This is a genomic window from Deltaproteobacteria bacterium (genome assembly GCA_029860075.1).
Lineage (GTDB): Bacteria > Desulfobacterota > JADFVX01 > JADFVX01 > JADFVX01 > JAOUBX01.
The window spans coordinates 31,407-44,646 of record JAOUBX010000033.1; the positions used below are offsets into that span (position 1 = coordinate 31,407).

The following is a 13,240-nucleotide window of genomic DNA, read 5'->3' on the forward strand; positions in this document are numbered from 1 at the left end:
ACCTGTCGTACCTGGAAAATTGCAGCAAGAAAAAGCCCTTTTTAGTCAGATTATTTGATTAAATGAGGCGGATATTGAATGTATTTAACGAATTTAATCGGATAAGCTGGCCCAAAGGGGGACTTTCACAGCAGATTTGCCCTAAACCCGACAGGCCCCTGGCTCAATTATCATTCCGCCCCCATTGAGATATAGTCGAGAGTAAAGCTGATTTTAAAGCTCACCGAGGCATATTGCTCCCCCCCCATATGAACAATTAAAACATCTTCCGCATTATCAAATGAGGGAAAGGGCTCGGATTTTCTTATTGCCCTCAGGGCGCCGTCATCAAGAATGGGATAACCCGAAGAACGCTTTATATTAACATCCATAGAATCTCCATCTTTGGATATAAGAAAAGAAACAGAAACATTTCCTTCTATGCGGTTTATTTTGGCGGCAGGCGGATATTTCAGGTTCTTGACTACAAGAGCTTTTATAAGCTCCATGTAGGATTGTCCGGCCGGCACAGGCGCTCCCGCCTTAGCCCCTCCTGTTGTATTGTTCACAGCTTTTGCGGGCGCTTTTTTTTCAGCATCGTCAGAGGTACTTGAATAAACCGTTTTTTCCGGCTTCTGTGCCTTCTTTTCAACAACCTTTTCCCTGGAAGTTTTTTCTTTGGGGGGGATACTTTTTGCTTTTACCGGAGAGGGTTCACTTGTTACGACTTTTTTGACAGGCTCCGGCGCAGCCTCAACAGAAGGGGGAAGGGGCTCTGCAACGGGAGGCGCCGGTGGTTCTTCCTTAACGATCTCTTTGGGAGGTGGCGGAGGGGGAGAAGGAGTTTCTTCGATTTCAGCTTCCTCCCTGACCTTTAAAAGCTCTTCTTCTTTCTTCTCTTTATCCTCTTTTTCCTTTGTAAGTTCTTCACCTTTTGATTCCCTGTCAGCCTTTCCAAGAAGCAAAACCTCGTAGTTTTTCTTTATTATGCCCGGCGTTCGATAGAGGGGAGCAAGTTGCGAAAAGAAAATAAAGAGAAATATGTGTACGATAATAGAGACGATTAAAGCGGTAAGCAGTTTATCCTGCCTGATGTCATGGTCTCTATCTACACTGAGAATACTCATCTATCTCGACGAAAGTTATAAATCAATCCCTTCTCTGCTTGCCAAGGAAGGGATTTCCATGGAAGTATTTATACCTCATAAGCCCTTCAAAACCGTGACAGTCCTTGCATACATTAGATGCGCTTTTCAGCCTCAGGAAACTATTCCTGTTGTTTCCTTCCGCCCCTTTACCACTCCCCTTCACAAGGCTTCCCGTCTGCCATAAATGGGGATTATGGCAGGTAGGACAAGCTATAATGCCCGTTTGCACTTCACGGCCCGAAATATCATAAAGAGGCGCGTAGTTTGAATCCTCAGGTTTGGTAACTTCGCTGACAACGATATCCCGGGGATGTCTGAATCGCTTTATCCCCTTTTGGGCCGCAATCCCCTGACTGGAATGGCAACCAAGACAGGTCTGCTCCGCTATCAACTCACTTTGTGAGCTAAAATCTCTGGCCCAGAGTTTATAACCACTCTTGGCTCCGCCATGAGGCACATGGCAAGCGCTGCAAACCCCGCTGTCGGCAACAGTCTCTCCCCGTTTGTTTTTCTGCTCCGGAGCAGTGACAGACATATCGTGATCTGTTTTTGAAACATAGCGTTTTTCGGTATGACAGGTAGTACAAAGTGAAGATTCGGGCAGGTTCGACTTTCTAAGGAAACTGTTTCCACCATTGCCTTCTATTTTTTTACCCGTTCCCGGCTCGGCCCTGGAGGGGTCCCATCTATGAACATCGTGACAAGTGGAACAGGTAATGTCACCACTGCTTGTTTTCGTTCCCAGTTTGTCATAAAGCGGGAATTTGGTTTCTATATGATAATCAACACCCTCCTTATAAAAGCGTGATGTCTCCCTCTTAAGCGTCGCTTTGGCATCAGAAACCTTTTTATTCATGGGATGATTGGTTACCGTGCTGATAATCTTTTTACGGGCTGCTTTTCTGGGAGAATGACAGCCCGTACACAAGGCCTCAATCCGATTCTCACCCGGGCCGACTCCACGTCCCCAGAGCTTGTTCCCCCAGGCATTATGGACTTTATGACAGGCGCCGCAAATCCCTGAATCCGCCACCTTTTCACGTGACATATTTTTAACTTTGGGCGCCGTTACGTTCAGATCATGATCAGTACCGACAATAAGCGATTTTTCCTTATGGCAGGCGGCACAGAGAGTAACGGAATCATCATAGGGCACCCGGAGGAAACTATTGAACCTGTCCCCTTCTATCTTTCGTTTTCCCGGGCCTTTTTCCTTTTCCGGTTCCCATTTATGGACATTATGACAGGTAGAGCAGGTTACAAATCCCGAATCATTTTTTCTCCCCTCTCCATTAAAAAGCGGGAGCATATTCTTCATCGTGGGAATAATATTGGGACGTTTGCCTAAGGGATGACTGACAAAACCTGTCTTTTTATCTTCGGCAACATTCTTATCGGAATGACATGAAGAACAAAGCACTTCAATAACATCCCCCTCACCGGCAAGATTTCTTGACCAGAGTTTTTTAGAACGTCCATTGTGGGGCGTATGACAGGCACCACAGGTACCAGACTCACTGACCGTCTCCCTGTTGGCATTCTTCGATGAAGGCGCCGTAAGACCAAGGTCATGCTTTGTTTCCTTGACGGTAAACTTATCTTTATGACAAACGTTACAAAGCTCATCTGTCTTGCCTATTTTCTTCCTTAAGAAACTATTGTTACCATCGCCTTCAACTTTCTTCCCCCCCTTATCATTATTTGAAGGAGACCAGCGGTGAACATCATGGCAGCTTGAACAATCAACGGCCCCTTTTTTCCAGAGACTGCCGTCACCGGCATAAAGGGGAAGGTCAATCTCTTCCTCATCAACAACTTTTGGAATAACGCCGAGAGGATGAGTTTCAACACCCGTCGTCTTTTCCCCGGCCTCTTTATCATCGGCATGACAGGAGGTGCAAAGCACTTCAACATTACCATCACCACTGCCGGGTTCCCTAACCCAAAGCTTCCCTGCAACGGCATTGTGCGGCGTATGGCAAGCGCCGCAGGTACCTGACTTTTTAAGGTTTTGACCTTTTATATTGATAGCATCGGGAACCACTTCATTCATATCATGTTTTGTTTCCAGCAGAGTCTCTTTATCGGTGTGACATGTACGGCATAGCAAGCTGTCGCCACCGGCGGACTTCCTGAGGAAACTGTTCTCTCCGTCACCGGCAACATCCTTTTCTCCCCTCTCATCAGAATCAGGAGACCAGCGGTGGACGTTATGACAGCTTGGACAGGTCACTTTACCTTTGACGCTCTTCGCGCCGGTCTTCGTATAAAGCGGAAGAGAAAGGGAAGTATAGTTCCCGCTAATAGCTACATCTACGGGGTGAGTTATTTCTCCGGTGAGAGCCTTTTTAGCAACCTTTTCTTTATCATGACAGCTAAAACAGAGGTCTTCCATCTTATTGCCGGTCACAGCCCGGGACCACATTTTGAATGAATTCCCCTTGTGCATATGATGGCAGGCGCTGCATGTTCCTTTCTCACCGGCCTTTACGGCATCACTGTTTTCTTCGTCGGGGTAAAACTTTGCAATATCGTGCTTCGTCTCATAAATTGTCTTCTTCGAGGTATGACAGGTAACACAAAGGGCTCCTTTTACGTTAGCATTCTGAAGAAGATGATTGTCCTTAGTCCCGTTATGCGGCGTATGGCAGGTTATACAGTTAATCCTGCCGTCATAACTCAGGTAAGGCTTTTTCCCGTTATCCCATTTTTCAGGAAGTCTGGCCTCTTCCATTAGAGGAACATCAACGGGATGGCTAAACCTTCTTTTGGAATCTTCCTCGGCAAGGGCAGGTTTTTTTGTATGACAGGTCTCACATAGCTGGGAATGAGTAAGGCTTCCTTTACTGTTGGGTATAACAAGAAAATGCTCGTTTGTACTGCCATGAGGCGTATGGCAGGTCTGGCAGATAACCGTATCATTGCTGCCCAGTTTTCCACCGTTGTTTACAATTTTACGGGGAATCTTTTTGAGCTTGACATCAATGGGATGGTTGCCCATCTTGGGACCACCTTTTTTGTTTCTGTGGCACCTTTTACACATTAGTGAATTAACATTTGCCTCACGGAGGAAGATGGTTTCCGCCATTCCCGGTTTCGTATTAACACCATGGGCTGAATGGCAGGTTGCGCACTGGATCCTTCCTTCCTTGTCAAGGGGGTACTCTTCAGGAACGGAAACATTGGCAGAAGGCTTGACACCCGTTTTATGTCTGCTCGTTTCCCAGACTTTCAGCCTCGAATCGCCAACGGAACCATCATGGCAGCTGTAACACATCATCTCGTTAGCAACAAGCTTTTCTTTTGGATAGTCCGTTAAATCCGTCGATTGCCCCTGACGATAGAAGACATCGATCCAGTTAATATGGCACATGGCACACTCTTTAGCGGAGTTAACGCCACCGCCGGTTTCCGCAAATGCCGGCAATGGAGATAGAAACAATAATAAGAGGACAGGAAGCTTTAAAACAGAAAAGAGACTGTTCGAGGAGTATTTAGATTTGAATTTTAAGTCTGCAGTTTCTTTCATTTTAACTCGAAGACACTTACCTTATGGGCAAACTGCTCAACAACATAAAGACGATCATCTTTGTCAAAGGAAATTCTTATGGGAGTGATAAATTTCTTAATACCATTTTTTTCATCTCCGATTAGAGCAAGAAAGTTACCATCGCTATCAAATGCCTGGATAACGCCGAGAAAGCTGTCACTTACATAGATCCTTCCTTTAGAATCGACGGCAACACCCTTTGGCCTGAAATACTGACCGCTATCAACTCCCCACTCGCCCACATCAACGGTGAAGCGTCCCTCCGGGCTCAACACCCTTACCCTCGTGTTGATAACATCAACGACATAGACGTTACCCTTCCTGTCAATATCAAGCGTAAAGGGCCATCTGAGATCGACTTTTATCTTTCCCAGCCCCATTTCACCGATGGATCGAACAAAGCGTTTTCTTCTGAGATTATAGGTATAGATGACATGGTTTTCATTATCCACCATGTACAGGAGTTTCCTTCTCTTATCGACAACAGTATCGGTAGGGTCCGGATTTTTTGTTCCTTCAGGCGGAACCTGGATCTCATAGAGAAAATCACCTTTGGGAGAGAGGGCCACTATCCTGTGGTTTCCACTGTCAGCAACATAGACGTTTCCTTTCCTGTCCAGGCTGAGGCCAAGAGGCATATCGAATTCTCCCTCGCCGCTACCTCCTTTTCCAAATTCATAGAGATATTCACCCTGGCCGTCGAAAACGACAACCCGGTTATTGACCCCGTCAAGGACGTAAGCAAGGCCATCTTCCGAGATAGCTACATCGCTCGGATGTTTAAAGCGGTCTTCCTTCTTTTCAATGGTAAAAAGATACTTGAGTTCCTGATATTTAGGTTTTGCATAGCTTAACCTTATATCAGGGAAAAGGAGAACGGATAAAAGTACAATAGCAAATAAAGGTTTTATTTTCATGAGGTTGACTGCCTAACAGAACGTTTGCTTCATATAATAGAGCTTTGTTCAGGACTAGTCAAGAAAATGGAGCGCTTCTTATTACCGGTGGGTCTTAAAACAAGGTCACTTGAATTTAACTTCCAGCCTCAATGTCTTGTCTTCCTGAACCTCAACACCCCTCAGCCATTTTTCCTGGCCCATATAGTGTATTTTTACGTCATACTTTCCGGAAAAAAGATCCATCTCAGCAGGAAATGTTTCCGTCATATCGATCTTTTCGCCGGTACTTGCATTATATATTTCACACCACCATTGAGGCTTTTTTAATTTTCTCTTTTTGCCAAAAATCTGCTTTTTGCCACTAAATGTCTTAACAATCATTGAACCTTTCGCAAAACTAACCGTTTCCTTATGACGCTTTCCCTCTTTAATTCTCACGTTTTTAAGCAGGCGTTCAGCATTACCATATTTCAATTTTACGTCATATATGCCGGCAGGCAAATGAAATTGAGCAGGAAAATTATGTGTACTTTCCAGGAGCAGTTCATCGCCCGCCCTGAAAACTCTTGCACCCCATAAATATCCGTACCTGGTCTGCATATACTCCCTGACCTCTTCTCCTGTCGGACCGAGTACTTTGATCTCCATATTATAGGCCACGTTTCCCTCTATGCGATTAAGTGCTTTTTTAAAATCCGTCGCCTTGGCTGCACCGTAAAATTGCCCCCCCGATTGCGAGGCGAGGCATTTGAGTTTTTCCATAGATTCAAGATCGGGGAGCATAAAACCGAGCACATGAAACCGGGCGGACTTCCCCCTCGCTCTCAACATGCGATACTTAACGCAGGGGTCAGATTTGCAGGCCTTTCTTCCGCTAATATAGAAAACCTTGTCATTATCTGCATTTAGTCCCTTTATGGCATCACCAAGAGATTTTTTAAAAATAACTTCTGCAGGAACAATCTTCATCAGTTCAAGGGCATTTTTCCTTGCTTCTTCCACTTTAAAAGCACTTCTTGCAGGATCCTCGCAGGAATCTCCATCGTAAAAATAGACCTTGAGATCATCAAACATTCCCCTGTTCTTCTTCAGAAATTTCCCCACTTCTCTAGAGGCAAAATCGAGTTTACTGTATCCATTTACTTCTTCATCAGTCATCCAACCCGATGAATCCATGAGAACAACCATCCTCGATGCAGACGCCTGCAAAGGCAAAGCAAGGAAGAGGAGAAAAATAAATGTTAATTTGACGATAGGCCTAGAAATCATCACTCTGTGGCACATTACCTGTTTCCCCCGGCATTAAGAATTTAGGTATATAAAAAGCTTTGTACTTCTGAACCATTCCGACAACCTCCGTTCCTGTCAGATCATTAACACGGTGACGGGGATAGCCAAGCCTGGCAAAGGGTAGATAAGGTTCATCAGGCTGGTGACAGCCGTCACAGAGAAGCGGCTGGTCATTAACTATTCTGTGTATAACCTTCTTCATTTTAGATTGCTGTGTCGGTGCGAGAAGGTCTTTTTTCTTCAAATATTCTTCGGCAAATTCCTTCTCCTTTTCCCCGTTAAGGAACCGGAATTTTTCTCCTTTTACAGTACCGGGAGCAATCTTGGCACCATAGTTACCATACCTGTCAATTTCAGTAGCAACCAGCCCCGGAGGATTACCAATTGCCTTTCCTGTCTTTTTATCATACCAGCGGAAAGTCCATGCCTCTTTCCCTTCAGGAGGCTGAATATGGCAGGTTTCACAGGCAAGATAAAAGGCATGCATATTCAGGAAGGCACGGATGGCCTTGGCCTTGTCATGGGGAACATCACCATGACACCTGATACATACACTTTGCGTATCGAACTCTACTGAAAATCCGGTATGGTGGAAATGACCCTTTACATACTGCTCTTTGATAACCCGGTATCCAAGATCAGTTTCCGCCGTCTGTGACTGCTCTGAAAGCATTTTCTGAAAGAGTTTTTCCTCTTCCGAAGTGCCGTCGTCAAGCTGCTCTTCATGAGCTGCATCATGATCATCATGCAGGTAATGGCCGAAGATAACAGGGAATATAAAGGTCCCATACCAGATGGTAAATGCCATCAGGGCTACCGTGTAGAGTTTAAAAATTATTTTCTTAAAAATATCCATGATATTAAATAAATCCTCCGTTAGTGCTGTGGTTTTATCTGGTCTTCAAGGCCTTCTTCTTTCATGGTCCTTTCATACTCGGCATAGTGCTCATGCATCATATCGGCTTCCGTAAGATAGCCCGTTAAAAAAACGGTTCCCATGGGGAATTTTTCTGGTGAATAATGAACGTTATACCAGTGAACAAAGAAAAGAAACAGGGCAGCCAACAGGGCCTCATCGGTGTGCATGATGTAACTTATGTTAAATGCGACACCGGGCAGGTAATGGCTGAAAAAATCCCTCTGCCAGAGAATTACGCCGGCAGGACCGAGAACAGGAATACCCCAGTAAGGAGCAATATAATCAAACTTCTCTTTCCATGACATTCTGTCGTACTTTACCGGCTTGTTCGTAATATAGAAGAGGTACTTGAGGTGCTGAACCAGATCTTTGCCGTCCTGCAAATTGGGCAGCATTTCCTGTGTCAGGAGCGCATGTAAAAAGGAGACGGGGTTCAATCTTCTTTCGGCAAGCAGCTTTTTTACCCTGTTTTTATAAAAGTGACTCATCCAATAGAGGGTGTGATAAACAAAGAGCATAAGCAGTATTGTGCCGGCCGTACGGTGTATAGTCGGCGCAACTTCTATACCACCAAAAAAATTGTAGAGCGGCTTTGCCCACCATTTGTCATGAAATTTCAGCGGAAATCCCGTTAAAGACAGGGTAATCACTGTTGAAAACAAGACAATATGCTGAAGCCTTTGATGCAAGGAAAAGCGGAAAAAATACCTCTTTCCGTTTCTCTCAATAATTCTTGGATACTTCCGTGATGACATTATTTATCCTCCCTATGTCCGTCCCTAATAGTACGCTTCCTAAAGTTATTATTTCTTTTCTTTCCCGCTAGTGATCCTTACTCTTAAAGAGAGAGGCATGCGGGAAAAACCTCCTCACAAGTTCCAGGAAGATGACACTCAGGAAAAAATACATGGTGCCCCCCGTGAGGAAGGTAAAGAATAAAAGCAGGTAATACTCGATGGGATACTTTTCCGGATCATCGTAGGTTACATGAACATGGTAACCGGCCAGGTTTTCTCCGGCATTAACATGACAATCCTTAACCCTGCAAGTCATACTCCTGTTCTCTTTATTAACAGCAGCAGTAGGCGATGACTTGGATTCGATGAGGTGCACGTTATCTCCCGGCCTGATATGACAATCTACACAGTCAGGCGTTCTTTCCGAACCATGATTAACAGCCTTGCCATGGAAGGTTTCAAAATAGGATGAAACCACATCGTCAAGATTGTGCCGCTTCTGAAATGCCTTGTCTCCATGACATCTGGCACACACGGAAACAATCTCACGGGGCGTTCTTGTTTTCTGGAGCCTTGAAGTTACGTGGGTATAGAATATATCGGCAAATCTGCCCGTCCTGTGGCAGGTCTTACAGCGGGCAATAGCTCTTTCGGAAACACCGGGCTTACTTCCCTTAAAAAATGAGAGAGGCCTGTAAATGGGCTGTTCATGACAATCCTTACAGTGAGGATAGTCTTCGGCGAGTTCTTTTAGATTACCGTCCTTATCATACTTTGAGTGGGCGCTCTGAAATAAATTATCTTCAATCGATTGATGAGAAAACCTTCTCTGGCCTGATGGCTCGATAATGTGGCATTCGATGGTACAGTTAACCTTCTGGGCAGGCTCATGAGGGACAACGTTAATGTCGCGGTGACAGTCATTACATTTGACTTTACCATGAGGACTGAGGGAAAACATGTTGTGATTGATAAAGAAGAGTCTGAATTTACCTGTTTCATCAATCCTGCTTAACCCCCTGTATTTGTGACAAAGAATACAGTTAAGCTCGTCTGCCGCCTTGACTTCGCCAGAAACCGACAATGAGCCAAAGATGACCAAGAAAATAAGTAGTGCTTTTATAATGACTGATTTTCCCACTTGTTCGCCTCTTTCTTGCTGTCTATAATATTTTGTTAGATTATTGCTGACTTATAAAACGAAGTGAATCCTAAAGGAGGACACACTAAAATCGATGCACATAATGAGCAATAGTTATGCCAAGTATCGCAAACAACTAAAATCGGCGCCTAACTATCGGAAAGAAAAGAACTATTTACAAAGGCGGGGCTGGTGTTGAAAATGTCGAAGAAAGGCTTTTTTGTCATAAATAAATGACAAAAAAATTGCAGAACAGCATTAATGTTTAAATTTCAACGACTTAAAGATGGCAACACAAAAAAGAGACAGGTGTCATAAAATTATGACAATCCTGGAAGGACTAAGCTTCATTTCTTCTTAATCCATGCCGGTTTATTTTTATATAAAGGTTTTGCCGTTTAATACCGGTAATCTCTGAAGCCTTACTGATATTACCATTGGTTTTCTTAAGTATTTCCTCAAGATAGAGTTTTTCGAAGTGATCTTTAGCCTCCTGAAAAGGTAGATCGGAATGAATAGAGGCCGGAATAGATTGAATTCGCTCTTTAAAAAGATGGGGCGGAAGATCATAGGGCTCTATTTTATCACCCTGCTTTAGTGCAACAACCCTTTCGACAAGATTTTCCATCTCTCTCACATTTCCTTTCCAGTCATACTCTTCCATCAACTCTATCGTTTCGAGGGAAAAGGGACCAACAGACTTGCCAAGCTTATTATTCATTTGCTTGAGGAAGTAATTAGCGAGAAAAGGAATATCATCCTTTCTTTCCCTGAGAGGGGGCAGATTAAGAGGAATAACATTAATCCTATAAAAGAGATCTTCTCTAAAGCGACCCTCTGCGACCTCTTTTTCCATGTCGTCATTACTGGCGGCGATGAGTCTAAAATCGGTCTTTCGCCGGGCCGTCTCCCCAATTCTTGAAAACTCCTTCTCCTGGAGCACACGAAGCAGGCTCGTTTGCAGCTTAAGGCTGGTTCCTGTGATTTCATCAAGGAAAATGGTTCCTCCATCAGCTTCTTCGAAATAACCCGGTGTCGTCTTAACGGCCCCAGTAAAAGCACCTTTTTCAAACCCGAAAAGAGAACTTTCAAGAAGGCTTTCCGTAAGGGCCCCGCAATTAATGGCAATAAATTTTTTGTCTGCCCGCTCGCTGTTTTGATGGATTGTTTTGGCAAGAAGCTCCTTTCCCGTCCCGGTTTCACCATGAACAAGTATCGTTGAATGAAGGGGGGCCACCTTTTTGACGAGATCCATTATTTCGACCATTGCCTTGCTTTTGCCCACAACCCCTTCAAAGGAAAGACCCCTGTCAAGCCTGTCCCGCAAATATCGGTTTTCATCTTCCAGAAGCTTCTCCTTGAGAGCACGCTCAATGAGAAGCTCTACCTCGTCAAGATTATTAAAGGGTTTCGTAATGTAATGAAAAGCGCCCAGCCGCATTGCAGTAACCGCTTCTTCAACAGTTCCAAATCCCGTCATCATAATGACGGCAACATTGCTTTCCAGTGATTTTAACTTTTCCAGCACCTGAAGGCCGCTAAGTCCCGGCATTCTCTGGTCCAGAAGAACCACATCGGCAGCCGTTTCCTGAAAAGTCTCAATGGCTTCATTACCGTTTTTTGCAACGATCACATTATAACCTTTACCTCCGAGAAGTTTCCTGATCAGTGTGCAGGTATAGTCTTCATCATCGACAATGAGAATGGTTTTATTTCTATTATCCATAAAATATTATCCCTGATTTATTCTGCCGCAGGCAGGGTGATGGAAAATGTCGTCCCATCACCGGCCTTGCTGCTTGCCCAGATCTTACCATTATGCCTTACAACAATGTTAGATACAACACTAAGACCGAGCCCTGTCCCTCCTTTATCTCTTTTCGTTGTAAAAAATGGAGAAAAAATATGAGGCAGGTTTTCCTGCTCAATACCGGGACCGGTATCTTTAAAGGTAATCTTGACGAGTCCATTTTCATTAAGCAAAGTTTTAATAGCAAGGGTGCCCTCTTTATTCATTGCTTCACGGGCATTATTGATGATATTAAAAAAGACCTGTATCATGAGCGTTGAATCTACCTTAACAGGGGGCAGATTTTCAGTATAGTTCTTTATCAGTTCTATTTCACTCAGTCCCATCTGCTGTTCGATGAGAAGAAGGCTGTCATCAATCAGCTCATTGCAATCGACTACCTTCCATTCGAATGCAGAGGGCCTTGTAAATTCAAGCAGTTTTTTTATGGTTGCTTTGCATGTAAGGCCGGCCTTTTCGATGATCTCCAGTTCTTCACGAACGGGATTTTCCTTACCGAGCTGTTTCAGTGCAAGCTGCGCATAGTTAACAACACCGACAAGAGGATTATTAATCTGGTGCGCTATTTCTCCAAGCAGCTCTCCCAGCGTGGAGAGCTTTTCCATCTGAATGACCTGCTCCTCCATTTTTTTCTGTTCTGTAACAACTTTGGCATACTCAATAAAACCTCTTACATTGCCGTCATCATCAAGCATGGGGAATGTTGATATATGGAAGATCTCTTCGTTGAGTGAATTTTTAATCTCGATGGAGGCCGATTTATGAGTGAGTGCCGTCTCATGGGCAACGCATTCCCGGCAGGGGTCATGGATTCCCTTAAAAAGTTGATGGCATTTTTCATTAATAATCCTTTCCTGGCTAAGCTTGAAAACTTTCAGGGCTGCCCGGTTTGCCATTATGACCAGGTGATCGAGGTCTCTCACAATGATTATATCCGTAACGGCATCAAAGATAGCCTGGATTTCATCGCGGCTCCTTTTAAGTTCCAGTGTTCTCTCTTCGACCATCTTTTCAAGGTCTTTACCAAATTCCTTGACCTCTTTATAGAGCTGAGCCTTTTCAACAGCTACACCTATCTGGTGGCCAATAGATGAGAGAAGATCTTTCTCATCCTGGGGAAAGTAGCGTTTATTATCGGGGTAGATAAGCTCAATAAGGCCAATAACTTCGTTCCTTGAAACGATGGGGATGCGTACACAGGCACCGGCCGACGCCTGGTCTTCACCATAAAAGCTGAAAGACATTGGCTCCGTATATCCTCCCGCAATTACATTAATGCGCTCTTTTTCCCCTGCAGCAATAATCTTTTCAGCAATACTATCGGACATCCCTTCATAAACTGAATAACGAAGTTCCTTATTCTCTTTACTGACAAGAAAGATGATACCTGCCCGGGCACCCAAAAGTTCAATAACTTTCATGAGTGCATTTTTGAGGATTAGCTCCAGGTTTAAGGATTGACTCACCGTCAGGGCAACGGCATTCATGGCGGAAAGTTCTTCATTAAGTTTCTCAATCCCTTCGGTCATCGACTTTTGCTCTTTATAGGCCCTGAAGAAAAAGCCGAAAAAAGAAAGGTAGAAGATGAGGCCTCCTGCTGCCGACATTTGCCAGATCAGGGTTTTCCCTCTTTTGAGATTGTCAAAAAAAGTGGCGGACGATTTGTAAGCAGCAATAACTCCGACCGTATCACGCCCCTCCTTAATGGGAACATAGATTTCCAGAAGTTCATCATAGCCCTGAAGGTGTGAATCTTCACTTCGTCTT

The 13,240-nt window shown here is 44.3% G+C and carries 9 protein-coding genes; all 9 read right to left on the reverse strand.

All coding sequences use genetic code 11. The features are described from left to right. Positions 1–170 precede the first annotated feature (170 nt). Positions 171–1,106 (reverse strand): energy transducer TonB, encoded by a 936-nt coding sequence (locus OEV42_11325; GenBank protein MDH3974860.1) that lies wholly within the window; start codon positions 1,104–1,106, stop codon positions 171–173. Between the two features lie 22 nt (positions 1,107–1,128). Continuing rightward, positions 1,129–4,656, reverse strand: a complete 3,528-nt coding sequence (locus OEV42_11330; protein ID MDH3974861.1) for a cytochrome c3 family protein — start codon at positions 4,654–4,656, stop codon at positions 1,129–1,131. After that, positions 4,653–5,594: an NHL repeat-containing protein gene (locus OEV42_11335; protein ID MDH3974862.1), complete on the reverse strand. Its 942-nt coding sequence runs from the start codon at positions 5,592–5,594 to the stop codon at positions 4,653–4,655. The genes OEV42_11330 and OEV42_11335 overlap by 4 nt, the downstream gene beginning before the upstream one ends. 105 nt (positions 5,595–5,699) lie before the next feature. Further along, positions 5,700–6,845: a hypothetical protein gene (locus OEV42_11340; protein MDH3974863.1), complete on the reverse strand. Its 1,146-nt coding sequence runs from the start codon at positions 6,843–6,845 to the stop codon at positions 5,700–5,702. Beyond that, positions 6,835–7,722, reverse strand: a complete 888-nt coding sequence (locus OEV42_11345) for a cytochrome C (protein ID MDH3974864.1) — start codon at positions 7,720–7,722, stop codon at positions 6,835–6,837. The genes OEV42_11340 and OEV42_11345 overlap by 11 nt, the downstream gene beginning before the upstream one ends. A 20-nt stretch (positions 7,723–7,742) precedes the next feature. After that, complete coding sequence (locus tag OEV42_11350; protein MDH3974865.1) at positions 7,743–8,540, reverse strand: hypothetical protein; 798 nt, start codon at positions 8,538–8,540, stop codon at positions 7,743–7,745. Between the two features lie 67 nt (positions 8,541–8,607). Next, positions 8,608–9,663, reverse strand: coding sequence for a cytochrome C (locus tag OEV42_11355; protein MDH3974866.1), 1,056 nt, complete (start codon positions 9,661–9,663; stop codon positions 8,608–8,610). 340 nt (positions 9,664–10,003) lie between these two features. Further along, positions 10,004–11,389, reverse strand: coding sequence for a sigma-54 dependent transcriptional regulator (locus tag OEV42_11360; GenBank protein MDH3974867.1), 1,386 nt, complete (start codon positions 11,387–11,389; stop codon positions 10,004–10,006). A gap of 17 nt (positions 11,390–11,406) precedes the next feature. Further along, positions 11,407–13,240 (reverse strand): ATP-binding protein (locus OEV42_11365; protein MDH3974868.1); only part of this gene is annotated, 1,834 nt, incomplete at its 5' end.

Coding starts and splice junctions, on each gene's coding strand:
- OEV42_11350 (MDH3974865.1), bottom strand. CDS start 8,540: ATGTCATCACGGAAGTATCCAAGAATTATTGAGAGAAACGGAAAGAGG.
- OEV42_11340 (MDH3974863.1), bottom strand. CDS start 6,845: ATGATTTCTAGGCCTATCGTCAAATTAACATTTATTTTTCTCCTCTTC.
- OEV42_11325 (MDH3974860.1), bottom strand. CDS start 1,106: ATGAGTATTCTCAGTGTAGATAGAGACCATGACATCAGGCAGGATAAA.
- OEV42_11330 (MDH3974861.1), bottom strand. CDS start 4,656: ATGAAAGAAACTGCAGACTTAAAATTCAAATCTAAATACTCCTCGAAC.
- OEV42_11335 (MDH3974862.1), bottom strand. CDS start 5,594: ATGAAAATAAAACCTTTATTTGCTATTGTACTTTTATCCGTTCTCCTT.
- OEV42_11360 (MDH3974867.1), bottom strand. CDS start 11,389: ATGGATAATAGAAATAAAACCATTCTCATTGTCGATGATGAAGACTAT.
- OEV42_11345 (MDH3974864.1), bottom strand. CDS start 7,722: ATGGATATTTTTAAGAAAATAATTTTTAAACTCTACACGGTAGCCCTG.